General features: G+C 56.2%; 24 protein-coding genes. 10 read left to right on the plus strand and 14 right to left on the minus strand.

The window, feature by feature from the left end; all coding sequences use genetic code 11:
- Nucleotides 1–212 precede the first annotated feature (212 nt).
- The 3 genes from ptsH to crr are packed head-to-tail and all read left to right on the plus strand — an operon-like array spanning nucleotide 213 to nucleotide 2,794.
- Nucleotides 213–470 carry a phosphocarrier protein Hpr gene (gene ptsH / locus EDF82_RS09985; RefSeq protein ID WP_000487600.1) on the plus strand — a complete coding sequence of 86 codons (258 nt, stop codon included), beginning with the start codon at nucleotides 213–215 and terminating at the stop codon, nucleotides 468–470.
- Nucleotides 471–514: 44 nt separating this feature from the next.
- A complete protein-coding gene (gene ptsI, locus EDF82_RS09990; protein WP_123755315.1) occupies nucleotides 515–2,242 on the plus strand; it encodes a phosphoenolpyruvate-protein phosphotransferase PtsI in 1,728 nt (575 codons plus the stop codon).
- A gap of 42 nt (nucleotides 2,243–2,284) precedes the next feature.
- Entirely contained in the window at nucleotides 2,285–2,794 is a 510-nt protein-coding gene (crr, locus tag EDF82_RS09995; RefSeq protein WP_003861316.1) for a PTS glucose transporter subunit IIA, read from the plus strand.
- 55 nt (nucleotides 2,795–2,849) lie between these two features.
- On the opposite strand, the gene pdxK is transcribed toward crr, so the two are convergent.
- Entirely contained in the window at nucleotides 2,850–3,707 is an 858-nt protein-coding gene (gene pdxK, locus EDF82_RS10000; protein WP_123755316.1) for a pyridoxine/pyridoxal/pyridoxamine kinase, read from the minus strand.
- An 82-nt stretch (nucleotides 3,708–3,789) separates the two neighbouring features.
- Here pdxK and ptsJ point away from each other — a divergent pair, with 82 nt between their 5' ends.
- Both ptsJ and EDF82_RS10010 read left to right on the plus strand, forming a co-directional pair.
- On the plus strand, nucleotides 3,790–5,085 hold the full coding sequence (gene ptsJ, locus EDF82_RS10005) for a transcriptional regulator PtsJ (protein WP_123755317.1): 1,296 nt from the start codon (nucleotides 3,790–3,792) through the stop codon (nucleotides 5,083–5,085).
- A gap of 65 nt (nucleotides 5,086–5,150) precedes the next feature.
- Nucleotides 5,151–5,552, plus strand: a complete 402-nt coding sequence (locus tag EDF82_RS10010) for an SgcJ/EcaC family oxidoreductase (RefSeq protein ID WP_123755318.1) — start codon at nucleotides 5,151–5,153, stop codon at nucleotides 5,550–5,552.
- Here EDF82_RS10010 and cysM read toward each other — a convergent pair.
- The 5 genes from cysM to EDF82_RS10035 all read right to left on the minus strand — a co-directional run bounded on the left by cysM (nucleotide 5,549) and on the right by EDF82_RS10035 (nucleotide 10,407).
- Complete coding sequence (gene cysM, locus EDF82_RS10015) at nucleotides 5,549–6,460, minus strand: cysteine synthase CysM (protein WP_123755319.1); 912 nt, start codon at nucleotides 6,458–6,460, stop codon at nucleotides 5,549–5,551. The genes EDF82_RS10010 and cysM overlap by 4 nt on opposite strands.
- A 138-nt stretch (nucleotides 6,461–6,598) precedes the next feature.
- The gene (gene cysA, locus EDF82_RS10020) at nucleotides 6,599–7,693 is read right to left on the minus strand and encodes a sulfate/thiosulfate ABC transporter ATP-binding protein CysA (protein WP_123755320.1); all 1,095 of its coding nucleotides are present in this window, start codon (nucleotides 7,691–7,693) and stop codon (nucleotides 6,599–6,601) included.
- Nucleotides 7,683–8,558, minus strand: a complete 876-nt coding sequence (cysW, locus tag EDF82_RS10025) for a sulfate/thiosulfate ABC transporter permease CysW (protein WP_123755321.1) — start codon at nucleotides 8,556–8,558, stop codon at nucleotides 7,683–7,685. The genes cysA and cysW overlap by 11 nt, the downstream gene beginning before the upstream one ends.
- Nucleotides 8,558–9,391 carry a sulfate/thiosulfate ABC transporter permease CysT gene (gene cysT, locus EDF82_RS10030; RefSeq protein WP_123755322.1) on the minus strand — a complete coding sequence of 278 codons (834 nt, stop codon included), beginning with the start codon at nucleotides 9,389–9,391 and terminating at the stop codon, nucleotides 8,558–8,560. The genes cysW and cysT overlap by 1 nt, the downstream gene beginning before the upstream one ends.
- Nucleotides 9,391–10,407 carry a sulfate ABC transporter substrate-binding protein gene (locus tag EDF82_RS10035; protein WP_123755323.1) on the minus strand — a complete coding sequence of 339 codons (1,017 nt, stop codon included), beginning with the start codon at nucleotides 10,405–10,407 and terminating at the stop codon, nucleotides 9,391–9,393. The genes cysT and EDF82_RS10035 overlap by 1 nt, the downstream gene beginning before the upstream one ends.
- Nucleotides 10,408–10,845: 438 nt before the next feature.
- Between EDF82_RS10035 and EDF82_RS10040 the strand changes: the two genes are divergently transcribed.
- Nucleotides 10,846–11,379 (plus strand): sel1 repeat family protein, encoded by a 534-nt coding sequence (locus tag EDF82_RS10040; protein WP_123755324.1) that lies wholly within the window; start codon nucleotides 10,846–10,848, stop codon nucleotides 11,377–11,379.
- A 44-nt stretch (nucleotides 11,380–11,423) separates the two neighbouring features.
- The gene (locus EDF82_RS10045; protein ID WP_123755325.1) at nucleotides 11,424–12,236 is read left to right on the plus strand and encodes a hypothetical protein; all 813 of its coding nucleotides are present in this window, start codon (nucleotides 11,424–11,426) and stop codon (nucleotides 12,234–12,236) included.
- 102 nt (nucleotides 12,237–12,338) lie between these two features.
- Here the strand turns inward: EDF82_RS10045 and EDF82_RS10050 are convergent, their stop codons facing one another.
- From EDF82_RS10050 to EDF82_RS10065, 4 genes are all read right to left on the minus strand, one after another.
- Entirely contained in the window at nucleotides 12,339–13,238 is a 900-nt protein-coding gene (locus EDF82_RS10050) for a Dyp-type peroxidase (RefSeq protein ID WP_123755326.1), read from the minus strand.
- A gap of 157 nt (nucleotides 13,239–13,395) precedes the next feature.
- Nucleotides 13,396–13,971, minus strand: a complete 576-nt coding sequence (locus tag EDF82_RS10055; protein WP_123755327.1) for an RpoE-regulated lipoprotein — start codon at nucleotides 13,969–13,971, stop codon at nucleotides 13,396–13,398.
- Nucleotides 13,972–14,032: 61 nt separating this feature from the next.
- On the minus strand, nucleotides 14,033–14,482 hold the full coding sequence (locus tag EDF82_RS10060) for a DUF2919 domain-containing protein (protein WP_123755328.1): 450 nt from the start codon (nucleotides 14,480–14,482) through the stop codon (nucleotides 14,033–14,035).
- Nucleotides 14,469–14,894: a GNAT family acetyltransferase gene (locus EDF82_RS10065; RefSeq protein WP_123755329.1), complete on the minus strand. Its 426-nt coding sequence runs from the start codon at nucleotides 14,892–14,894 to the stop codon at nucleotides 14,469–14,471. The genes EDF82_RS10060 and EDF82_RS10065 overlap by 14 nt, the downstream gene beginning before the upstream one ends.
- 211 nt (nucleotides 14,895–15,105) lie before the next feature.
- On the opposite strand from EDF82_RS10065, the gene amiA reads away from it, so the two are divergent.
- Complete coding sequence (gene amiA / locus EDF82_RS10070; protein WP_123755330.1) at nucleotides 15,106–15,981, plus strand: N-acetylmuramoyl-L-alanine amidase AmiA; 876 nt, start codon at nucleotides 15,106–15,108, stop codon at nucleotides 15,979–15,981.
- Nucleotides 15,978–16,877 (plus strand): oxygen-dependent coproporphyrinogen oxidase, encoded by a 900-nt coding sequence (hemF, locus tag EDF82_RS10075; protein ID WP_123755331.1) that lies wholly within the window; start codon nucleotides 15,978–15,980, stop codon nucleotides 16,875–16,877. Before amiA ends, hemF begins: the two co-directional genes overlap by 4 nt.
- 29 nt (nucleotides 16,878–16,906) lie before the next feature.
- On the opposite strand, the gene maeB is transcribed toward hemF, so the two are convergent.
- On the minus strand, nucleotides 16,907–19,186 hold the full coding sequence (gene maeB / locus EDF82_RS10080) for an NADP-dependent oxaloacetate-decarboxylating malate dehydrogenase (RefSeq protein WP_123755332.1): 2,280 nt from the start codon (nucleotides 19,184–19,186) through the stop codon (nucleotides 16,907–16,909).
- A gap of 287 nt (nucleotides 19,187–19,473) precedes the next feature.
- Between maeB and tkt the strand changes: the two genes are divergently transcribed.
- Nucleotides 19,474–21,468 carry a transketolase gene (gene tkt, locus EDF82_RS10085; protein WP_123755333.1) on the plus strand — a complete coding sequence of 665 codons (1,995 nt, stop codon included), beginning with the start codon at nucleotides 19,474–19,476 and terminating at the stop codon, nucleotides 21,466–21,468.
- Here the strand turns inward: tkt and EDF82_RS10090 are convergent.
- The 3 genes from EDF82_RS10090 to aegA all read right to left on the minus strand — a co-directional run bounded on the left by EDF82_RS10090 (nucleotide 21,437) and on the right by aegA (nucleotide 25,206).
- Complete coding sequence (locus tag EDF82_RS10090; RefSeq protein WP_123755535.1) at nucleotides 21,437–22,504, minus strand: DUF1176 domain-containing protein; 1,068 nt, start codon at nucleotides 22,502–22,504, stop codon at nucleotides 21,437–21,439. The genes tkt and EDF82_RS10090 overlap by 32 nt on opposite strands.
- 65 nt (nucleotides 22,505–22,569) lie before the next feature.
- Nucleotides 22,570–23,166 carry a GDP-mannose pyrophosphatase NudK gene (nudK, locus tag EDF82_RS10095; RefSeq protein WP_123755536.1) on the minus strand — a complete coding sequence of 199 codons (597 nt, stop codon included), beginning with the start codon at nucleotides 23,164–23,166 and terminating at the stop codon, nucleotides 22,570–22,572.
- 57 nt (nucleotides 23,167–23,223) lie between these two features.
- Nucleotides 23,224–25,206, minus strand: a complete 1,983-nt coding sequence (gene aegA, locus EDF82_RS10100) for a formate-dependent uric acid utilization protein AegA (protein WP_123755334.1) — start codon at nucleotides 25,204–25,206, stop codon at nucleotides 23,224–23,226.
- Nucleotides 25,207–25,419: the final 213 nt, after the last annotated feature.

Here is a 25,419-nt window from a genome sequence, read left to right on the forward strand (position 1 = left end):
GAATCGATTTTATGATTTGGTTCAAGTCTTCCTTTCGCTGCATAATGTTTAATGACGTGCCAGACGTCAACGGCCAGATGGTCCTCACAGCAAACACGCTGTTGACACCTTAGCCAGACACGTAACGCCGGCGCTAACAATACAGGCTAAAGCCTCGCCGTTAGGCTAGACTTTAGGTCCACAACACTAAACCTATAAGTTGGGGAAATATAATGTTCCAGCAAGAAGTTACCATTACCGCTCCGAACGGTCTGCACACCCGCCCTGCTGCTCAGTTTGTTAAAGAAGCGAAAGGCTTCACTTCTGAGATCACTGTGACCTCCAACGGCAAAAGCGCCAGCGCCAAAAGCTTGTTCAAACTGCAAACTCTGGGTCTGACTCAGGGTACCGTTGTAACCATCTCCGCTGAAGGCGAAGATGAGCAAAAAGCAGTTGAGCATCTGGTAAAACTGATGGCTGAACTCGAATAAGTTCACGGGTTCTTTTTAATATCAGTCACAAGTAAGGTAGGGTTATGATTTCAGGCATTTTAGCATCCCCGGGTATCGCTTTCGGTAAGGCTCTCCTGCTGAAAGAAGACGAAATTGTCATCGACCGGAAGAAAATTTCTGCCGATAAGGTTGACCAGGAAGTCGAACGTTTCCTGAGCGGCCGCACCAAGGCCTCCGCCCAGCTGGAGGTCATCAAAACCAAAGCTGGTGAAACTTTCGGTGAAGAAAAAGAAGCCATCTTCGAAGGGCACATCATGCTGCTGGAAGATGAGGAGCTTGAGCAGGAAATCATAGCCCTGATTAAAGATAAGCACATGACTGCCGACGCGGCAGCCAATGAAATTATCGAAGGTCAGGCCACTGCGCTGGAAGAGCTGGACGATGAATACCTGAAAGAACGTGCCGCTGACGTACGTGATATCGGTAAGCGTCTGCTGCGCAATATCCTCGGTCTGGCAATTATCGATCTGAGCGCAATCCAGGACGAAGTGATTCTGGTTGCAGCCGATCTCACCCCGTCGGAAACCGCACAGCTGAACCTGAACAAGGTGCTGGGTTTCATCACCGACGCTGGTGGCCGTACTTCCCACACCTCTATCATGGCGCGTTCTCTTGAACTGCCGGCCATTGTGGGCACCGGTAGCGTCACCACGCAGGTGAAAAACGGCGATTATCTGGTCCTCGACGCGGTCAATAACCAGGTTCTGGTTAACCCGACCAACGAACAAATCGAAGAGCTGCGCAATCTGCAGGCCCAGGTCGCAGAAGAAAAAGCGGAGCTGGCTAAACTGAAAGATCTGCCGGCGATTACGCTGGACGGACATCAGGTTGAAGTCTGTGCCAACATTGGTACCGTACGTGACGTCGATGGCGCAGAGCGCAACGGCGCAGAAGGCGTAGGCCTGTATCGTACAGAATTCCTGTTCATGGACCGTGACGCGCTGCCAACTGAAGAAGAACAGTTCGCTGCCTACAAAGCGGTTGCTGAGGCCTGTGGCTCTCAGGCCGTCATCGTGCGCACCATGGACATCGGCGGCGACAAAGAACTGCCGTACATGAACTTCCCGAAAGAAGAGAACCCGTTCCTCGGCTGGCGTGCCGTGCGTATCGCGATGGATCGTAAAGAGATCCTGCGTGACCAGGTTCGCGCCATCCTGCGTGCCTCTGCTTTCGGTAAACTTCGCATCATGTTCCCGATGATCATCTCTGTTGAAGAAGTGCGTGCACTGAAGAAAGAGATTGAAATCTACAAGCAGGAACTGCGTGACGAAGGCAAAGCATTCGACGAAACCATCGAAGTCGGCGTGATGGTTGAAACACCAGCCGCGGCAACGATTGCTCGTCATTTAGCAAAAGAAGTCGATTTCTTTAGTATCGGAACCAATGATTTAACGCAATATACTCTGGCAGTTGACCGTGGTAATGATATGATTTCACATCTTTACCAGCCAATGTCGCCATCTGTCCTGACGCTGATTAAGCAAGTTATTGATGCTTCTCACGCTGAAGGAAAATGGACTGGCATGTGTGGTGAGCTTGCGGGCGATGAACGTGCTACACTTCTGTTGCTGGGTATGGGGCTGGACGAATTCTCTATGAGCGCCATTTCCATCCCGCGTATCAAGAAGATTATTCGTAACACGAACTTCGAAGATGCGAAAGTATTAGCAGAGCAGGCTCTTGCTCAACCGACAACGGACGAGTTAATGACGCTGGTTAACAAGTTCATTGAAGAAAAAACAATCTGCTAATCAACGAGATGCGCGGCCCAAATTACTGCTTAGGAGAAGATCATGGGTTTGTTCGATAAATTGAAATCTCTGGTTTCTGATGACAAAAAAGACTCCGGAACTATTGAGATTGTTGCTCCGCTCTCTGGCGAGATCGTCAACATCGAAGACGTGCCGGATGTAGTTTTTGCGGAAAAAATTGTGGGTGATGGCATTGCTATCAAACCTACCGGCAACAAAATGGTAGCGCCGGTAGATGGTACCATCGGTAAAATCTTTGAAACCAACCATGCATTCTCTATTGAATCTGATAGTGGTATCGAACTTTTCGTTCACTTCGGTATTGATACCGTTGAGCTGAAAGGCGAAGGCTTCAAACGCATTGCCGAAGAAGGTCAGCGTGTGAAAGTCGGTGACCCGGTCATCGAATTCGATCTGCCGCTGCTGGAAGAGAAAGCCAAGTCTACCCTGACTCCGGTTGTTATCTCCAACATGGACGAGATCAAAGAGCTGATCAAACTGTCCGGTAGCGTAACCGTGGGTGAAACCCCGGTCATTCGCATCAAGAAGTAATTCTTGCCGCAGAAAAAATGGCGCCTTCCGGCGCCATTTTTTTATCGCAAAGACCTCACGCCAGCGGCGGCAGAATCAGCTCATCGCAACCCTGTTGCGCAGTCCAGGTCATCACCGCCAGAACGCGTTGCGCCGCAGCGTGCGTCGCTTCTCCCAGCGCCAGACCAGAAACCAGCCCGCTAATCAACTCGGCACAGAACAGATCGCCGGTTCCCTTCAAATCCGTTTCGACCCGCGGATGGACCACCACCTCAACAGAATCCGCCGTAACCACCAGCAGGTTGATCGTCGCGTTGTCGACGCCTGGCGCGCTGGTGATGACCACCCACTTCAAGGTATCAGATAACAGACTACGCGCGGCAATCACCGCTTCCTGCTGATTATGACAAGGCATCCCGCTCAGCGTTTCCAGCTCAAACAGGTTTGGCGTAATGCCCTCGGCCAGCGGCAGCAGATGCTGACGATAGGCATCCGGGATTTCGGCCTTCACGTAGATGCCGCTATCCACATCGCCAATCACCGGATCGACAAGAATACACAGATGGGGATGGGATTCGCGAATTCGGTGTAGCCACTGCGCCAGGCGTTCAATCTGTATCGCGCTGCCCATATAACCCGTAGTCACCGCCCGCAGCTCACGCAGCGCATCGCGCTCCTCAAGGGCCTGCAAATAGCCTGTAAACCACGCTTCCGGGATCACCCCGCCGTAGAAGGTATCGTAGTGTGGAGTATTACTGAATAACACGGTCGGCACCGCCATAACCCGCAGTCCATGCTGTTTAATGGCCGGTACCGCAATGCTGTTGCCGACGCTACCGTACACCACCTGCGACTGCACGGCGACGATATCGACCTGCAGCGCCCGGCTCTTGTCATTGAAGAGCACCGATTGTATTTCGTCTTGCTGGCCCATCCCTTCTCCCCCCGCTGGACAGCGGGTCATACCCTGATTATCATTCGTCCTATGCTAAAATCCATTTTGTCATAGGTCAATGATGATCGTTGGAAAAACCGCCAGTGAGATTTTTGATAACATCCGTCATCTGGTCCAGAGCGGAGTATTAAAACCCGGTGCCTCTCTGCCTCCGGTACGAGAGCTGGCGGCGGACCTGACGGTTAACCGCAATACCGTAGCCGCCGCTTACAAACGGCTGGTCAGCACCGGTCTGGCCAGCAGCCAGGGCCGTAACGGAACGGTTATCAGAGGGTTGACCACGCCGCCGGCGCTGGAAGGCCGGGATCCCGCCTCCCCGCTGAACGATATCTCCAGCGGCAATCCGGACCCACGCCTTCTGCCCGATCTCACCCGCTATCTGAGCCAGCTCTCCCTGACCCCGCATCTCTATGGCGACGACGCCGTCAAGCCTGAGCTGCGACGCTGGGCGCAGCGCTGGATGCACGAGGATTTGCAAAGAGATGCTGAGATTAACCTGACCAGCGGCGCTATCGACGCGCTGGAGCGCCTGCTCTGCGCCCTGCTGCTTCCTGGCGATGGCGTGGTCGTCGAAGACCCTTGCTTCCTCAGCAGCATCAACATGCTGCGCTACACCGGCTTTAACGCCTGCCCGGTGGCGGTCGATGAGCAGGGAATGCAACCTGAAGCGCTGGAGATTGCCCTACGCAACGGCGCTCGTGCGGTCATCGTCACGCCCCGCGCGCATAATCCTACCGGCTGCAGCCTCAGCGACGCCCGTGCCATGGCGATTCAGGAAGTACTGGCCCGCTATCCGCAGGTGCTGGTGATTATCGATGACCACTTCGCGCTGCTATCGTCAGCGCCCTGGCACTCGCCGCTCCCGGCGACGACACAGCGCTGGGCGCTGGTGCGCTCAATGTCCAAAACCCTCGGGCCGGACCTGCGGCTGGCGTTTGTCGCCAGCGATAGCACCACCTCGGCGGCGTTGCGCCTGCGGCTCAATGCCGGCAGCCAGTGGGTCAGCCATCTGCTGCAGGATCTGGCCTTCGCCTGCCTGAGCGACGGTACCTTTACTGATGTACTGGAGCGAAGCCGGCGCCATTATCGCCAGCAAAATGAAACGCTGGCTGCAGCTCTGGCGTGCCACGGCTTTGACCCGCTCCCTGCTGGAGATGGTCTCAACTTCTGGCTACCGTTGAACGAACCCGCCCAACCCGTGGCTCTGCATTTAGCCCGCGCCGGCTGGCTGGTTCGTGAAGGTGAAATTTTCGCTATTGATGCCCCATCCCACGGGCTACGGCTGTCGCTCGGCGCCTTGAGCGACGCTCAGATTCACCAGTTGGCCAATGATTTACGCCTCGTGCTGCGCCCCTGACGCAGGTAATATCGAAACAGACGCGCGGGTCAGCCGCACGCCATCCCATTCCCCGGAGATAACACATGGTCAATCCGCAGCTAAAAGCCACCATTGAAGCCTGCGATCGCGCAATATCGCAGGAAGACTACGCCACGCTCATGGAATACTACGCCGAAGATGCTCTGCTGGTGGTCAAACCGGGCATGGTGGTTAAGGGCAAGGAGAATATCCGCAAAGCCTTTATCGCGATTGCTGACTATTTTCAGCACCGTCTGGTCGTGACGCAGGGCAGAATGGAGATTCTGGAAGGGGGCGATAATGCGCTGGTGATAATGGAAACCCGGCTGGATATCCCGACCCCGGAGGGAGGAACCACACAGGTTACGCGGCGCGCAACCTATGTTTTTCGCCAGGAGGGAGAACGCTGGCTGTGTACCGTCGATAACTCCTACGGTACCGACCTGCTGGACCCGCCGGTCAGTTAAATGCCCGCGCCCTGGCTGAAGTGCTCTTCGCCGAAAACGCCGGTGGACAAGTAGCGATCGCCACGATCGCAGACGATCGCCACCACCACCGCGCCGGGGTTTTCACGCGCGATACGCAGGGCACCGGCCACCGCACCGCCGGAGCTAACACCGCAAAAAATACCTTCCCGCACCGCCAGCATACGCATGGTGCTTTCCGCCTCCTGCTGGTGAATATCGAGCACCGCATCAACCAGCGAGGCATTAAAAATCCCCGGCATATATTCTGCCGGCCAGCGACGGATCCCCGGAATACTGCTGCCCTCTTCCGGCTGCAGCCCCACGATGCTCACCGGCTTATCCTGCTCGCGCAGAAAGCGAGACACGCCGGTAATGGTGCCGGTGGTGCCCATGCTGGAAACGAAATGGGTTATACGTCCTTGAGTTTGCTGCCAGATTTCCGGCCCGGTGGTGGTGTAATGGGCATAGGGATTGTCTGGGTTGTTAAACTGATCCAGCAATTTACCTTCGCCACGCTGCGCCATCTCCAGCGCCAGATCACGCGCGCCTTCCATCCCCTGCTCTTTGGTCACCAGAATCAGCTCTGCACCGTAGGCACGCATGGCCGCACGGCGCTCCTGGCTCATGTTGTCGGGCATCAGAAGCTTCATCTGGTAGCCTTTCAGCGCCGCGATCATCGCCAGCGCAATGCCGGTGTTGCCGCTGGTGGCTTCGATCAGGACGTCGCCGGGGGCTATTTCACCCCGTTTTTCCGCTTCAACAATCATCGAAAGCGCGGCACGATCCTTCACGGAACCCGCCGGGTTATTGCCTTCCAGTTTGACCCAGATTTCACTGCCGTTATCCGGCCCCAGTCGTTGCAACTTCACCAGAGGAGTATTGCCGATGGTTTGTTCTAATGTATTCACGGTTTTTACCCAATAAAAAGGCCGGGTACGTTGTGCTTACCCGGCCTGCAATTATCTCCGGAGTTCGACGCAGGACGTCTTATCCGGGCTACCACACCCTGCCGTTGTCGGAACAGCGATAAACTAGCGATTAAGCTATCAGGCTGATTCCGCCAGAGCAAGCGCCTCACGCGGTTCGATTCGCTCGTTACCGTTATAGAGTCGCGCATTCTGTAAGCCAACGAACAGACGTTCGCCGCGAGAAGGTGCGTCTTCGCCCGGCAGTACCACGGTCAGCGGTTCGTCGTACCAGCCTAACGGCTGCACCACTAATTGGGTGTAGTGGCCTTTCGGGCTGGCTTCCAGTACCTGTACCGGTAACGGGGAATCCAGGCTGGTTCGACGGCTGATATCGACTTCCCAGGGACGCAGGAACAGATCGACCGGCCCTTGATAGCTCGGCGTATAGCCCAGCGGCCAGCGATGGGCGCCCACATGGAACTGACCGCCGCGGATGGTGCCTTTCAGGCGGTTCACTTCGCCCATAAACTCCAGCACAAAACGGGTGGACGGCTCACGCCAGACTCGTTCAGGCGCATCGGCTTGTTCAATATTGCCCTGGCTCATGACCACCACGCGGTCAGCGACTTCCATCGCCTCTTCCTGGTCGTGGGTTACAAACACGCTGGTAAACTTCAGCTCTTCATGCAGTTGACGCAGCCAGCGGCGCAGCTCTTTACGCACCTGCGCATCCAGCGCGCCGAAAGGCTCATCCAGCAACAGAATCTGAGGCTCCACCGCCAGCGCGCGCGCCAGGGCCACGCGCTGCTTCTGACCACCGGACAGCTGGGCCGGGTAACGGTCAGCCAGATGGGCCAGCTGTACCATTTCCAGCAAACGGGTAACTTTCTCTTTGATCCCGGCGGCGTTTGGACGTTCACGACGCGGCAGCACCGTCAGGCCGAAAGCGATATTTTCGAACACCGTCATATGACGGAACAGCGCGTAGTGCTGGAACACGAAGCCCACTTTACGGTCGCGGGCGTGTACCCGGCTCACGTCGGTACCGTGGAAACGAATATGGCCGCTGGATTGATTCTCCAGCCCGGCGATGATCCGCAGCAGCGTGGTTTTCCCGGAGCCGGATGGCCCCAGCAGCGCGACCATCTGCCCGGAAGGAATGTCCAAAGAGATATCGTTCAGCACCTGAGTGCGGCCGAAAGATTTCTTAATATTAACGATCTCAATGCTCATGATTCCCCTCCAGTTGCGCGCGTTTTTCCTGATTGGCCAGACGCCATTGCAACATACTCTTTAAAAACAAGGTCAAAATAGCCATTAACGTCAGCAAAGCTGCGGCGGTAAAGGAACCTACGGTGTTGTAATCCTGCTCAAGCAGTTCAATTTGCAGCGGCAGGGACAGGGTTTCACCGCGGATCGAACCTGATACCACCGATACCGCGCCAAACTCCCCGATAGCGCGGGCGTTGGTCAGCACCACACCATATAACAGCGCCCAGCGGATATTCGGCAGGGTCACCCGACGGAACATCTGCCAGCCGGAAGCGCCGAGCAAAATCGCCGCTTCATCTTCGTTACTGCCCTGACTCATCATCACCGGCACCAGCTCGCGCACCACAAACGGACAGGTAACGAAAATGGTTGCCAGCACCATGCCAGGCCAGGCAAACATCACCTGCAGGTTGTGCTCATCCAGCCAGCCGCCCAGCGGACCGTTCGAACCGTAAAACAGCAGGTACACAAGGCCGGCAACCACCGGCGAGACGGCAAACGGGATATCCAGCAACGTCAGCAGCAGCTGGCGACCTGGGAAGGTAAAACGCGTCACCAGCCACGCCAGCAGCGTACCGAACACCAGGTTTACCGGCACGGTAATCAGGGCAATCATCACCGTCAGCCAGATAGCATGGAGCATGTCCGGGTCGGCCAGGTTGTGCAGCACCGGCATCAGCCCTTTGCTGAAAGCCTGAACAAAGATGTACACCATCGGCACAATCAGAATGAAGGCGGACACCAGCATCCCGGTACCAATCAGAAACCATTTACCCCAGTTAATACGAGGCGCGTCATAACGCTTCAATTGAGTCACTTCCGCCATTAATGACCTACCACACGTCGACCAAAGCGACTTTGCAGGGTGTTGATGGAAAACAGCAGCAGCAGCGACGCCGCGAGGATCACCGAAGCAATGGCGCTCGCCGCCGGGTAATCAAACTCCTGCAAACGCACGAAAATCATCAGCGAGGTGACTTCGGTTTTCCACGCGATGTTGCCGGCGATGAAAATAACCGCGCCAAACTCACCCAGGCTGCGGGTAAACGACAGCGCAATCCCCGCCAGCAACGCCGGTGAGAGTTCCGGCAGTACCACTTTACGGAAACTCTGCAGACGCGTTGCGCCCAGCGTTTCCGCCGCTTCTTCGTATTCCGGGCCCAGTTCTTCAAGCACCGGCTGTACCGTACGCACCACGAACGGAATGCTGGTAAAGGCCATCGCCACCGCAATACCGAGCCAGGTATAGGTCACTTTGATATCAAACTTCGCCAGCCACTCGCCGTAAAAGCCGTTGACCGAAAACAGCGAAGCCAGCGTCAGGCCCGCAACCGCCGTCGGCAGCGCGAACGGCAGATCCATTAACGCATCCAGCAGCGTGCGGCCTGGGAAACGATAGCGGGTCAGGATCCAGGCCATCAGCAGGCCAAACACGCCGTTAAAAATGGACGCCACAAACGCTGACAGCAGCGTGACTTTATAGGCTGCGACCACCTGCGGGTTGGTCACCACTTCCCAGTACTGTCCCCAGGTCATCTGCGCCAGCTGCATCACCAACGCGCTCAAGGGGAGCAGCAGAATCAAGCACACAAACAGCAGGCTGGTGCCGAGGCTAAGGGTAAACCCCGGCAGCACGCGCTTAGAAGCAACTGCAAACATTACTTACGCCCCGCCGCCAGCAGTTTGTCCAGCTCACCGCCGCTGACAAAGTGCGTCTTCATCACCTGCGGCCAGGAGCCAAACTGATCTTCAACACGGAACAGCTCGGTCTGCGGGAACTTATCCTTCAGAGAGTCCATCACTTTCGGGTTGTTCACGCGATAGTAGTAATCGGTAATGATGGTCTGAGCCTGCGGGCTGTAGAGCCAGTTCAGGTAGGCTTTCGCCGCTTTCTCGGTACCGTTCGCCTTCACGTTTTTATCCACCCACGCGACCGGAAACTCCGCCAGAATGTTGACCTTCGGCACCACGACTTCGAAGCCCTGGTCTTCATACTGTTTACGGATATTGTTCACTTCCGATTCAAACGTAATCAGCACATCGCCCAGTCCACGTTCCACGAAGGTCGTCGTCGCACCGCGACCGCCGGTATCAAACACTTCGACGTTTTTCAGGAACTGGGTCATAAACTGTTCGGTTTTAGCTTTATCGCCACCGTCGGCTTTGTCCGCGGCACCCCAGGCAGCCAGATAGGTATAGCGCGCGTTACCGGAGGTTTTCGGGTTCGGGAAAATCAGCTTCACGTCCGGGCGCACCAGGTCGCTCCACTGGTGGATCCCTTTCGGGTTCCCCTTACGCACCAGGAATGCCATGGTGGAGTAGAACGGCGAGCTGTTGTTCGGCAGGCGACTTTGCCAGTCGGCGGGAATCAGATTGCCTTTGTCATGCAGGATCTGTACGTCCGTCACCTGGTTGTAGGTCACCACGTCGGCTTTTAATCCCTGCAGGATCGCCAGCGCCTGCTTGGAGGAGCCAGCATGGGACTGCTTAATGGTCAGCTTATCGCCGCCGTTATCTTTAGCCCACTGCTGCTCAAACGGAGGGTTCAGGGCCGCAAACAGCTCGCGAGACACATCGTACGAACTGTTCAGCAGTTCCGTCGCCTGAGCCTGCGCAACCAGCAGCATGGAAGCAGCCAGTGCCAGATATCCTTTGTTCAGTGATTTAACCGCCATTGCGCACCCTTATCAGTTTGATGACTTTCTTATAGCCATAATATTTATAACGGGTATGAAAGGAGTAACGGTTTTATATACCGTTTGGCGATTTGGAAGTCGAAAAGGGAATAAGGCCTCGCCTTTGCCGACTGTGAAAGCGCCGTTCACGCCCGGCATTGCACGCCAGACAGGGTCTGCTGGCCACTGAACGCATCCATCTGGCATACCGACGTCGACCAGGAGCAGGTATCGCCAATACGTCCTTTCCTATAAAAAATGTCATTTTGAATATTATATATAAATAACAAACGACCAAATATATACGCTACATGAATAACAAAACGCCATTATTTTGATGTAATCCGAAAACACCCCGCTTTTATTGTGGCCTCATAACACCCATGGTAGCGTGCAAAATCAAATAAACAGCCAGACGCTTCAATGGAGACGTTATGCATGAATATTAGATATTCCATTGTCATTTTTGCTCTTTTTTTATCAGCATGCAGTAGTGGCAAAAAAGATAATTCAACTGTTGAAGTCTGTCAGGGAAGCGTGTGTCATCTTCAGGATAAAAATGCCGTTACTGCAACCAGCGAGCCGGATGAGAAACAGCAATCCCCGGAGGCGTCCTACCAACAGGCATTACGTTATTTCCGTGGTGATGGCGTCGGGCAGGACAGTTATCTCGCGATTAAATCCCTAACCCGTGCGGCCGAAGGCGGCCACCATCAGGCGCAGAAGGCACTAGGCGAAATATATCTCTACGGCATGGAGGAGATGGGAAGCGATCCCTCCCAAGCTGCACGCTGGCTTGCGGCGGCGGCGGCTGACGGCAGTGCCGAAACGGCGGAATTACTTAAAATTGCTCGCGATGAAAAACGTAATGAGCATGAAAAATACGAACTGAACGAACGGCGAAAGTATTTTTATCGCTTCCTGTACCATACCCACTGGTATCGCCCGCCGATAATAATAAGAACATATTAATACAACACTACAAATCACCCTTATAAATATATATGGAAATAACGATGGTAGAAAAATACATTAAACCTTTATTCTTAATTACCGCACTGGCTGGCCTGGTGGGTTGTTCAAATATCACTACGGGTAATCAGAAATATGGTGTATCCGGCGCAGCGGCGGGGTCAACAAGCGCCAACGCCGATAGCAACCTGGAACACTGCAGTTCCCCGCTGGGCACTCTGGCTATTGATGACGGGCGTAATGCCGATTGGTTTGGTCAATTTGGTAGCGCCACCAAAATTACCAGTATTGAACCTCTGTTACGCATCGCGGTACAACAGTCTAACTGCTTCGTTATCACTTCTATCGGTAACCAAAAAACGGATTCTCGCCTCTCAAACATCACCGACAAACAACGTAATTCAGGTGAGTATCGTGCCGGCTCTAAACAGCAGAAAGGACAAAGGGTAGCCGCAGATTACTTCCTGGAGCCGCACATCGTTATTGATAATTCAGCCGTTGGCGGCCTGGCTGGAAGCCTTGGCGGCCTCTTCGGTAACAGCATAATCAGTACCGTAGCGAGCAGCGTCCAGATGAAGGCATCCGTCGTTACACTCAGCCTGTTCGATATCCGCTCGTCGGTGCAAATTGCATCAGCAGAGGGAAGCGCCACGGCCACCAATTACGGTGCTGCTCTCGCGGGGTTTGGCTCCTCGGCGGGCGGTGCTTTAGGCGGGCTCTCCAGAACACCAGAAGGTAAAGCGACCGTTGCGGCCTTCCTGGAATCCTATAACAACATGGTTATCGCATTACGTAACTACAAAGCCAGCGAAGTGAAAGGCGGCCTTGGTCGCGGCGGTACTCTCAAGGTTAACTAATCTCGCTTCTCCGGCGGCCCCTCTCTGCCGGTTAATCTTCAGAAGCAATGAAGCCGATCGTTTTGATCGGCTTCATTTATTCAGACAGCGGTAACGTAACGATTACAGTGCCTGCAGACGATCCAGAGACGGAGCGAAGTAGTAACCGCCGGTCACCGGTTTGGTAAAGCGCAGCATGGCATCACGCTTGCCGTCGGTATCGCCAAACATGCTCAGCAGCTGCTGTTCAATGTTGTGGATACGCGCACAGTAAGCGCAGAAATAGAGGCCATGAGTCCCGCTGGCGGTACCGTACGGCAGGCTCTGACGCACGATTTTCAGCCCTTTTCCATCTTCTTTTAAGTCAACGCGGCTCAGGTGCGACGTGGCCGGGCGATCGTCGCCATCAATCTCTTCGTTGGCTTCTTTGGTGCGGCCAATCATCATCTCCTGATCCGGGACGCTCATCCGGTTCAGCTGCTTCAGATTATGTTCCCAGCGCTGTACAAACACGTAGCTACCACCGGCGTCCACACCATCTTTAATGATGGCTACGTCGCTGCGGGTCTCAAGGCCTGCCGGGTTTTCAGTACCGTCGACAAAACCGCTCAGGTCACGCTCTTCAATCCAGCGGAAACCGTGAACTTCTTCCTGCACGTCCAGCAGGTCGCCGAAAGCGGCCATCGCGGCCTGCGCCACAGAGAAATTCACCTCATGGCGTGCGGAGAGAATATGAATCAGCACATCGTACTGGGTAGATGGTGCCAGGCCTTTGCCGTATACCGGGAAATCTTTCAGCTCTTCAGCACCGACGCCGCCGCTCAGCTCACGCCAGACGTTATGGCCGAACGCCACTACCGCGCCCAGTTGGGCATCCGGGTATTGCGTTTGAAAATGCGCTAATTTATCAACAAACGCACGGCTGGCTGTGCGCAGGGCGTTGATATCCCCTTTGACATTGGCTTCAATCCAAATCGCCGCACGGCAATGTTCCGGCAAAATGCCGCTCTGAACCTGAGACATCGCTCCTCCTGAAATGATACAACCCCAACGCTGTGGGACTTTTTTACCCGTCATACTTCACGTTGCCTGCACGGTGGCATTCTACAACGCGAAGTATTCAGGCTTTATCGCCCTATTGTACCCGTTTTTTACCAGCGCCATGTCTCTTCAGATCAATTTAGCGTTGCCAGATAATTTTGCTGACTTTCCAGTTTTTCAACGTATCGTCTGAAGGCATCAGCTCTTCCGGGCCGCTCCAGTGGCCGGTAAAGGCATAGCTGATGTGCTGGCTGCCCTCTGCTTTACATTCAACGACCGGGCCATTATCGTTCGCGCCCTTCTGACAGTTGCCATAGGCTTTGCTGTACAGATCGCTAAATGGCGTACCGACCTGCACGCCGCTCGCGGTTTTAATCTCGCTGTCGCGCACTTCGACACGGCTCACGGTTCCGGCGTCACCATTAATCGTCATGGCAACGTTGTCGCCTTTCAGCGCTTCATAGTAGCGAACGATATTGCCGCTGGCGGTTTTCATACCGCTACGCAGACGATAGCTCCCGCCGATGGCATCGCCAATAGCCTGTTCATTCAGCGGCGTTGCCGCCGTCAGACCACCTACGCCTTGCTCGGTCACTTCCATTGAAGAACCAAACCAGTTCCATGGATAGGCCGCAGACCAGTTAACGGCACTCATGGTGGAACAGCCGGTTAATGCCAACGGTAAGGCGCAAAGAAGTAAACGTAGCGATTTCATGACACAGTCCTTTCTTGTTTATTTGACCCATGTTGGAGTGCAGGATCGGCAAAAAGTGCCGTCAGAGGTGCGCTTCCAGGAAACAGGCTTTCAGCCGACGACTGGCTAGCAGCCACCAGAAGGCGTACAGGTCGATTAACAGCAGCCCGATAGTCAACATGGAAGGCGACTCACCGCCTAACCATAACAGTGGCTGCCAGAGCAGCAGCAGAGCCTGAGAGAGCACCAGCAGCCAGCGCATCAGCGGCCAGAGGCGCGGAAATCGCTGCCGCTGCCCGCTGACGATAAACGCCAGCACCGCCGGTATGCCAGGTAACAATCCTAGCCAGAAATTATCATGGTCGGGATAGAACAGATTGAGCAGTGCATCCCCTTGCTGCCGCGAGGCGCCTGCCATGATGAACAGCACCCAGGTTCGCGCCTGCAGCAATAAAACGCACCAGAACAGAAACGGTAATCTGAGCCGCCCATGAGCATCAAAATCGGAGGGGATAAACTCAGTATTCTTCATCTTCAATTAAACGCTTGCCCAGGCTGAGCACGTCCGCATATTCGTAGCCAAGACGTTCGTACATGCCCTGCACCACGTCGTTATCCTCGCGAATCATGATATTAATTTTCGGGCAGCCGCGGGCAATCAGCTTTTTCTCGAGGCGATTCAGCAGCGCGTTGGCAATGCCGCGGCCGCGATATTCCGGATGCACGCCAAGGTAATAAGCAGAACCGCGATGACCGTCATAGCCACCCATTACCGTTCCGACCACCTGGCCGTTCACTTCCGCGACCAGAAACAGGCTGACGTCGTGGTGAACCTTACGCTCGATGTCCATTTCCGGGTCATTCCATGGGCGCAGCAGCTCGCAGCGCTCCCACAGCGTAATCACTTCTTCGAAGTCCTGCTGGCGAAAGACGCGTATCTCCATGGTATTCCCCATTATTTAGGCTTAAAAACAGCGATTATGGCGTGATTTTACCCGATAGCCAATATCAGGCGAAATGAACCGGAAAAAATGTCATACTATGACCTTGTCATGTATTGAAATGAAAAGTAAAACAATTCTTGTTTTGAATGGTCGTAACGGAAAACGCGATACGATATAACACCAGGTACCACTTGTTTGCAATTCAGGCCGAATGAGCACTTTTAAACCATTAAAAATACTTGCTTCGCGCCGCCAGGTGCTGAAAGCAGGGCTGGCTGCCATGACCCTTTCAGGGATTTCATCGCAGGTAACTGCCAAAGAACAGCCGTTGACGACGTCCAATGGGCACAGCAAACCCGCGGCGAAAAAAGCGGGCGCTAAACGCATCGTCATGCTCGATCCCGGCCATGGCGGCATCGACACCGGCGCTATCGGTCACAACGGTTCGAAAGAGAAACACGTTGTCCTCGCGATTGCCAAAAATGTACGCAGCATCCTGCGCAGCAACGGCATCGACGCGCGTCTGACGCGTACCGGCGATACCTTTATTCCGCTGTACGATCGCGTCGAAATCGCCCACCAGCACGGCGCTGACCTGTTTATGTCGATTCACGCCGATGGCTTTACTAACCCAAGCGCGGCGGGGGCATCGGTGTTTGCGCTCTCCAACCGCGGCGCCAGTAGCGCCATGGCGAAATACCTCTCCGATCGCGAAAACCGCGCCGATGAGGTCGCCGGTAAAAAAAACACGGCGAAAGACCATCTGTTACAGCAGGTGCTGTTTGACCTGGTGCAGACCGATACCATTAAAAACAGCCTGACGCTGGGCTCGCATATCCTGAAAAACATTAAACCGGTGCATAAGCTGCATAGCCGCAACACCGAGCAGGCCGCGTTCGTCGTGCTGAAATCACCGTCGATACCGTCGGTGCTGGTCGAAACCTCGTTTATTACCAACCCGGGCGAAGAAAAACTGCTGGGTACCGCCGCGTTTCGACAGAAAATCGCCAATGCAATCGCGTCGGGTATTATCAACTACTTCCACTGGTTCGATAACCAGAAAGCCCACTCAAAGAGACGTAAATGAAGCCCGACGTAGAGCTGGTAAAGCGCTATCTCCTCCAGCTGCAGGACCATATTTGCCAGCAGCTTAGCGCGGTCGATGGCGGTAAATTTGCTGAGGACAGCTGGCAGCGTGAAGGTGGCGGCGGCGGTCGCAGTCGGGTGCTGCGCGATGGCGGCGTGTTTGAGCAGGCGGGCGTTAATTTCTCCCACGTACATGGCGACGCAATGCCGGCCTCGGCGACAGCACACCGCCCGGAGCTGGCCGGTCGCAGCTTTGAAGCCATGGGCGTATCGCTGGTGGTACATCCGCGCAATCCGTACGTGCCAACCAGCCACGCCAACGTGCGCTTTTTCATCGCCGAAAAACCCGGGGCCGATCCGGTGTGGTGGTTTGGCGGCGGGTTCGATCTAACCCCCTTCTACGGCTTTGAAGAAGATGCCGTTCACTGGCACCGCACCGCCTTCGATTTATGCGCCCCCTTCGGTGATGAGGTTTATCCGCGCTATAAAAAATGGTGCGATGACTACTTCTTTATTAAACATCGCCATGAACAGCGCGGGATTGGCGGCCTGTTCTTTGATGATTTAAACACTCCAAACTTTGACCACTGCTTCGCCTTTATGCAGGCGGTGGGCGATGGCTACACGGCGGCCTATCTGCCGATTGTCGAACGGCGTAAGGCCCTGCCCTACGGCGAACGCGAGCGCAATTTCCAGCTTTACCGTCGCGGGCGTTACGTGGAGTTCAATCTGGTGTGGGATCGCGGAACGCTGTTTGGTCTGCAGACCGGCGGGCGCACGGAGTCGATTCTGATGTCGATGCCGCCGCTGGTGCGCTGGGAGTATGACTACCAGCCAGAAGAGGGCAGCCCGGAGGCTGCCCTGAGTGACTTCATTAAAGTCAAAGCATGGATTTAACGAAAGCCCCGATGATGGGGCTTTCTGCATTATAACGGCTGAGTTTGTGCTTCCACGACCGCCAGCGCCACCATGTTGACGATACGACGAACGGAGGCAATCGGCGTCAGAATATGCACCGGTTTTGCCACGCCCATCAGTACCGGACCAACGGTCACCCCTTCGGAACTGGAGACGCGCAGCAGGTTGTAGCTAATCCGCGCGGCTTCCATATTCGGCATCACCAGAATGTTAGCTGAGCCTTTCAGCGGGCTGTCCGGCATCCGCTCGTGGCGAATGCTCTCCACCAGCGCGGCATCGCCGTGCATTTCACCATCAATCATCAACTCCGGCGCCCGCGCCTTCACCAGCTCCAGCGCTTCACGCATTTTGCTGGCTGACGGGCAGTTTGACGACCCGAAGTTCGAGTGCGACAGCAGCGCCACCCGCGGTTCGATCCCGAAACGACGCACGCTTTCCGCCGCCATCAGGGTGATTTCCGCCAGCTGCTCCGGCGTCGGATCGTTGTTGACGTAGGTGTCGGCAATAAAGGTGTTGCCGCTCGGCAGCAGCAGCGCGTTCATCGCCCCTGCGGTGCTGACGCCATCGCGGTAGCCGAACAGCGGCTGCACCACCGAATAGTGGTCATGGTAGTCGCCGATGGTGCCGCAGATCATCGCATCCGCTTCCCCACGATGAACCATGATCGCGCCAATCACTGAGGTGTTAGCAATCACCGCCCGCTGCGCCTGCTCCTGGGTTACGCCGCGGCGTTTCATGAGCTGGTAGTACTCACTCCAGTACTCTTTGAAGCGCGGATCGGATTCATTATTGACGATCTCAAAATCGACGCCGGCTTTGATCTGCAGACCCAGCTTCTGGATACGCATTTCGATCACGCTCGGACGACCGATCAGGATCGGTTTGGCCAGCCCCAGCGATACCAGTTCCTGAGTGGCATGCAGGACCCGAGTCTCTTCCCCTTCCGCCAGCACCACGCGTTTAGGCTCTTTGCGCGCCTGGGAGAAGATCGGCTTCATGAACAGGTTGGTTTTGTAGACAAACTCGCTGAGCTTCTCGATATAGGCATCGAAGTCGGCAATCGGACGGGTTGCCACGCCGGAGTCCATCGCGGCTTTCGCCACCGCCGGCGCGATCTTGACGATCAGGCGCGGATCGAAAGGTTTCGGAATAATGTATTCCGGGCCGAAGCTCAGATCCTGATCGCCATAGGCAGAGGCCACCACTTCGCTCTGCTCCGCGTGGGCCAGTTCGGCGATAGCATGGACCGCCGCCAGCTTCATCTCTTCGTTAATAGCCGTCGCACCGACGTCCAGCGCACCGCGGAAAATGAACGGGAAGCACAGGACGTTGTTCACCTGGTTCGGGTAGTCGGAACGGCCGGTACAGATAATCGCATCTTCGCGGACCTGCTTCGCCAGCGGCGGCAGGATCTCCGGTTCCGGGTTCGCCAGCGCAAGGATCAGCGGCGCGCGAGCCATCTTCTTCACCATCTCAGGGGTCAGGACTTTCGGACCCGAGCAGCCGAGGAAAATATCGGCCCCGTCGATCACATCATCCAGCGAGCGTTTGCCGTCATCGTCCACCGCGTAGGCCGCTTTGGTTTCCGCCATATTCGGCTCACGGTCTTTATAGATAACGCCTTTGGAGTCGCAGACCACGATATTGTGTTTCTGCATCCCCAGCGCCACCAGCAGGTTCATACAGGCGATAGCCGCTGCACCGGCGCCGGACACCACCATCCGCACGTCGGAGAGGTTCTTCTCCACCACCCGCAGGCCGTTAATGATCGCAGCGGTGCTGATAATTGCCGTGCCGTGCTGATCGTCATGGAATACCGGAATGTTCATGCGCTCGCGCAGCTTTTGCTCGATGTAGAAGCACTCCGGCGCTTTGATATCTTCAAGGTTAATGCCGCCGAAAGTCGGCTCAAGCGCCGCCACGACATCGATAAATTTATCCGGATCCAGCTCATCGACTTCGATATCGAAAACATCAATACCGGCGAATTTCTTAAACAAAACGCCCTTGCCTTCCATCACCGGTTTCCCGGCGAGCGCGCCGATGTTCCCCAGCCCCAGCACGGCGGTGCCGTTAGAGACAACGGCAACCAGATTGCCGCGCGCGGTGTATTTATAGGCGGCCAGCGGGTCCTTCTCGATTTCCAGGCACGGTGCGGCCACGCCAGGCGAGTAGGCCAGAGCCAGGTCCCGCTGCGTCGCGAGAGGTTTGGTCGGGACTACCTGAATTTTCCCAGGAACGGGAAACTCATGAAAATCGAGGGCGCTTTGTTTCAACTGCTCATCCATTTTATGGTTCCTTTCACGTATCAGTCGTAGGGGGTGGTGCGTAATGGCTTCCAGGTGCCCACCCTGAGGTGGGCCTAGTATCTCGCCTGACGGCTTTTTAAACTTTGAACGCCGCCATACTCTGGCCATCACAAAGGTATATTTGTTATCGATTTATAACATTTATGTAACCTTATTTCGAAAGCAATGATAGTCCGGTCTGCTATGCTTTTTAGTTATCTACCCCAAAAACACCTCGACTGACAATCAGCAAAAACTCATGCAACATCTTGTTTCAGGAGTCAATTATGTCCCGAAGAGAACTTGCCAACGCCATTCGCGCCCTCAGCATGGACGCCGTACAAAAAGCCAACTCCGGCCACCCCGGCGCCCCGATGGGGATGGCAGATATCGCCGAAGTCCTGTGGAATGATTTCCTTAAACACAATCCGGGCCACCCGGGCTGGTACGATCGCGACCGCTTTGTGCTCTCCAACGGTCACGCCTCCATGCTGCTGTACAGTCTGCTGCACCTGACCGGTTACGACCTGCCGCTTAATGAGCTGAAAAACTTCCGCCAGCTGCACTCGAAAACCCCCGGTCATCCGGAGCACGGCTATACCCCCGGCGTCGAAACCACCACCGGACCGCTCGGCCAGGGCCTGGCTAACGCCGTCGGTATGGCGATTGCCGAGCGCACCCTGGCGGCGCAATTCAACCGCCCCGGCCACGATATTATCAATCACTACACCTGGGTGTTTATGGGGGACGGCTGCCTGATGGAGGGGGTTTCTCATGAGGCCTGTTCGCTGGCGGGCACCTTAGGTCTCGGCAAACTTATCGGCTTCTACGACCATAACGGCATCTCTATCGATGGTAAAACCGAGGGCTGGTTTACCGACGATACCGCCGCACGTTTTCGCGCTTACCACTGGCACGTCATTGGCGATATCGACGGTCACGACCCACAGGCGGTGAAGCAGGCGATTCTTGAGGCCCAGAGCGTGACGGACAAACCGTCGCTGATAATCTGCCGGACGGTGATCGGGTTTGGTTCACCGAACAAAGCCGGTTCGGAAGAGTCCCACGGCGCAGCGCTGGGCGAAAAAGAGGTGGCGCTGACCCGCGAGAAGCTGGGCTGGAAATACCCGCCTTTTGAGATCCCTAAAGATATTTATCAGCAGTGGGATGCCCGGCCACGCGGCGAAAAGGCGGAACAGACGTGGAATCAACAGTTCAGCGCCTGGCAGCAGCAGTACCCCGAGCTGGCAGCCGAGCTGAAACGCCGGATGGAGGGTGAACTACCGGGAAGCTGGGATCAAATGGCGCATGACTATATTGCCCAACTGCAGGCCGAACCGGCGAAAATTGCCAGCCGCAAAGCGTCGCAAAATGCGCTTAACGCCTACGGGCCAGCACTGCCGGAGCTCTTGGGCGGTTCGGCGGATCTGGCGCCCAGCAACCTGACTATCTGGTCCGGTTCTCACTCCATCAAAGAGGACCTGGCGGGCAACTATCTTCACTACGGCGTGCGCGAATTCGGGATGACGGCGATCGCCAACGGGATTGCCCTGCACGGCGGCTTTATCCCCTACACGTCCACCTTCCTGATGTTTGTCGAGTATGCCCGTAACGCGGCGCGCATGGCGGCGCTGATGAAAGCCAGACAGATTATGGTCTATACCCACGACTCGATTGGGCTGGGGGAAGATGGTCCCACCCACCAGGCGGTGGAGCAGCTGGCCAGTCTGCGCCTGACGCCCAACTTCAGCACCTGGCGCCCCTGCGATCAGGTGGAAACGGCGGTTGCCTGGCGGGCAGCCATTGAGCGCCGCACCGGCCCCACCGCGCTGATTCTGTCGCGGCAAAACCTGGCGCAGATGGCGCGAACGCCGCAGCAGGTGCAGGATATCGCCCGCGGCGGCTACGTGCTGAAAGATGCCGGCGGCAAGCCGGACTTGATCCTGATTGCCACCGGTTCAGAAGTTGAGATTGCCGTGCTGGCGGCAGAGCAACTGCTTGCCAAAGGCGTTAACGTCCGGGTGGTTTCCCTGCCCTCAACCGATGTCTTCGATGCGCAAGATGAAGCCTACCGGGAGTCGGTCCTGCCCGGCGACGTCAGCGCCCGCATCGCCGTCGAGGCCGGGATTGCCGACTACTGGTATAAGTATGTCGGTCTGAAGGGGAAAATCGTTGGCATGCGCAGCTACGGGGAGTCAGCGCCGGCTGACAAGCTCTTTCCGTTCTTTGGCTTCACCGTTGAGCACATCGTCACTCTAGCGGATGAGCTATGTAACGGGTAACCCATAGCGTGGGCCAGGCATCTGGCCCCTGCCAGTTATCGCACTGCGGCTGCTGCGCATAGCGTACCAGGCTAAACCGCTGGCCATCATAGCGCCAGCGGGTCTGGATCCCGCAATCGCCGGGGCTGCGGCCTTTATCCAGCGTCACCAGCTCGTGACGCTGCTCATCGAAGCCGGCGTTAATCAGTTCAATCTCACGGGCCGCATTGCCCGGCGGCTGGAAAGGTAAGCTCAGACGCAGCTGGCGCGCCATGTACGGCGGCCGGCGCGACACCAGCCACGCCCGCCAGATGGTGTTGTACGCGCCCGCTTCACAACTGACCATCAGCAACACTTTTTCATCCGTTAACGCGGTGACCCGGATCTCACGGCGGAACGGATCCAGGGAGCACGAGCTGTTGTCTATCCGCTCGTTGCCATAATCCATCAGATCATTGAGTTCATCCCGACTCAGCGGCGATTGGGTCAGATCAACCTTGCCTACCGCGCGCAGCGCCGGGGCCGGGGGAACACTGAGCGGCGGCTCTTCGCCTTTACCCACCCAGGCAGTTTCACTGCCGACGCGTTTCTGATGATTATCGATAAACAGCAGGGCGGCCTTCAGCCCCTGCAGAGAGATGGTCTGTAGCCCGTTGACCAGAGTTATCGCCTGCCCTTCCTGCACCTGCTGCAAAAAGGCATCGATGGTGACGCTGTCGCCGGTTTTCACCAGTTTGTCGGCAACCTGCCAGTGTTTATCAACTAAGGCCAGCGGTTTACCGTCCAGCAGAAGACGCGGCGCCACTGGGGCCAGCGCGGCGACCGGGTTGCCGATGCCACCCAATTCAATACGCAAGTTGGCATCGGTGACCGCGCCGGCGCTGCGGCTCAGCGTCATCACCAGTCCGTGATGCAGACCGACGTTGCGGGCGACGCAGAAGTTCTGGTTATTACAGGTCACCAGCCAGTCATTGAAGAGCTGCTGCGCAGGCGCCGCCCACGCCAGCGACGACGGCAGGACGGTAAAAAGCAGAAAAAAGAGAACCCGATAAAGCATGCGCGGCACAACCCCAGAGAAAACGCTCAAAACAGTCGCCATCTTCACCAGCCGCGCCATGTTACTCAATCGGATTTATCAGATATCCCCGCCATCAGGCCCGAGGTTTGCAGGTACTGCAGCAGGATGACCGCTTTACCGTCGCGGATCTCGCCGCTGGCGACCATCTGCAGCGCCTGGCTGAACGGCAGCTCCAGCACGTCAATGTCTTCATCTTCAACGCCACCGCCGCGGGTCTTTCGCTGGGCGTCGCTGTACTCGGCAATAAAGAAATGGACGATTTCGGTCACCCCGCCGGGAGACATAAACAGCTCGAACAGCTTGCGCACTTCGCCGACTTCGTAGCCGGTCTCTTCAATGGCTTCTTTGCGGATGCAGGCTTCCGGCTCGTCGTTATCCAGTAGCCCGGCGCAGGTCTCGATCAGCATCCCGTCGTCATTGCCGTTGACCCAGGTGGCGACGCGAAACTGACGAACCAGCACCACCGTGCACTTGCGGCGGTTATACAGCAGCACCGTCGCGCCATTGCCGCGATCGTAGACCTCACGCTTATGGCGCACGACGCTGCCGTCACGGCGCGTCAGCTCGTAGGTGATATTGCGTAAAATGAAGTAGTTTTCGGAGAGGAGTTTATCTTTGATAACGTTGATGTTGAGTGACATACGGCCCCGCAGCATGGAATAACCATGCCATACTACGCCGCGGGGCCGGGTTTGTCGTTAGTGAAGCGGCGCTGATGTTACGCCGAGATAATCCATGATGCCCAATGCGGCATGGCGGCCTTCGGCCATTGCCGTCACCACCAGATCGGCACCGCGCACGGCGTCTCCGCCAGCAAAGATTTTGCTGTGGCTGGTCTGATAGCGATAGCGGCTCTCCACATGGGCTTTGATCCGCCCGCGGCTATCGAGTTGTACGCCGACGGACTCCAGCCACGGCATGCCGTGCGGATGAAAACCAAAGGCCATGATCACCGCGTCGGCAGGCATCACAAACTCGCTGCCCGGTATTGGCGACGGTCTACGTCGCCCCTGGGCGTCCGGTTCACCCAGTTGGGTTCGCAGAAAGCGCACGCCATTGACCCGGCCTTCGCCGTCCAGCTCCAGGGTCACCGGCTGCACGTTAAATTCAAATACTGCCCCCTCTTCGCGGGCGTTTTTGACCTCTTTTTTCGACCCCGGCATATTAGCCTCATCGCGACGATAGGCGCAGGTTACCTGTTTCGCCCCGTGGCGAAGCGCGGTACGCACGCAATCCATGGCGGTGTCGCCGCCGCCCAGCACCACGACATTCAGGCCGTGGGTATCGATGTAAGGCTCTTCAGGCAGCTCGCTAAGCCCCATCACCTTTTTGGTATTGGCGATCAGGAACGGCAGCGCGTCATATACCCCCGGAGCTTCTTCATTGGGCAAATCCGCTTTCATCGAGCGATAGGTGCCGGCGCCGATAAACACCGCGTCGTACTCCTCCAGCAGCGACGTTAAGGCAATATCCTTGCCGACTTCGCAGCCTAACTCGAAATGAATCCCCATTTGGCTGAAGATTTCCCGGCGCCGGGCCAGCAGAGATTTATCAAGCTTGAAGGCGGGGATGCCAAAGGTCAGCAGACCGCCGATCTCCGGATGACGGTCAAAAACGACGGACTTCACGCCATGGCGAATTAAGCGGTCGGCACAGGCCAGACCCGCCGGGCCGGCGCCGATAATGGCCACTTTTTTGCCGCTATCGACAACCTGGGAAAGATCCGGACGCCAGCCCTGCGCCAGCGCCTGATCCGAAATATAGCGTTCAATGTTGCCGATAGTGACCGCGCCCTTGTCATCGCGCAGGGTACAGGCCCCTTCACACAGGCGATCCTGCGGACAAACACGGCCGGTAATTTCCGGCAGGCAGTTGGTCTGATGAGAGAGTTCTACGGCGCCGGAGATATCCCCGGCCTGCACCCGCTCAATCCACTGCGGAATATGGTTGTGCAACGGACAGGTCCACTCGCAGACGCTGTGCTCGCCGCATTGTAAACAGCGTTCTGTCGCCTGCTGCGCCTGTCCGGCATTAAAGGGCAGATAGATCTCGGCGAAATCCGTTTTACGCTCCTGAGCGGCACGTTTATCCGCCTCGCCGCGGGGCGACGTGGCTGCCATCTGGCGGACTTTGGCACCTTCCGCCGGCACGCTAATGTCGCCCGGATGCGCATGCCACGGCCGGGCATCCAGCCGCGCCGTGCGCTGACGCCGCTGTTTGGCCATGCTGAACAGCGTCTCGTCGGTGGCCAGCTGTAACGCCTCCGCCGGGCAGTTCTGCACGCAGGCCGGCCCCGCTTCGCGCCCGTTGCACAGATCGCATTTGTGCGCCGTCGCCTTCACTTTTCCCTCGGCCGCCGGGAGCAGCACGATCTCCATCACCCCAAACGGGCAGGCCACCATGCAGGATTTACAGCCGATACATTTCTCTTCATTGACCTGCACGCTGTCGTTGACCTGCCTGATGGCATCATTCGGGCAGCTGCGCAGGCAGGGCGCGCTTTCACAATGCCGACATGTAATGGCGTTACGTTTGTGTTCGTGCTTAATCACGCTAATGCGCGGCAAAAAGCGCTGTGGGGTCAGCACGTGCTGTTCGTCGTTATGTGCCATCACACAGGCCACTTCACAGGCTTTACACCCGATGCATTTGCGACTGTCGCTGATAATAAAGTGGTTCATGGTATCCTTCGGTCTTCGGTGAATAACCCCTCAATTCGCATGATTATTTATTACCCGACAAAACAGGGTCGGAACAATGTTCATTTGCCCAGATTACTTTTTTTCTCGCGATAATCCGGTCTGGATCAAGTTTTTTTGACTTAAATGAAATTGCGTTTTATTTAGACTGGTATGAGAAGAAAATGAGATCGCCGTGAGCAACCTGGCGCCGCT

It is taken from the genome of Klebsiella sp. BIGb0399 (genome assembly GCF_003752615.1).
Lineage (GTDB): Bacteria > Pseudomonadota > Gammaproteobacteria > Enterobacterales > Enterobacteriaceae > Klebsiella > Klebsiella lignicola.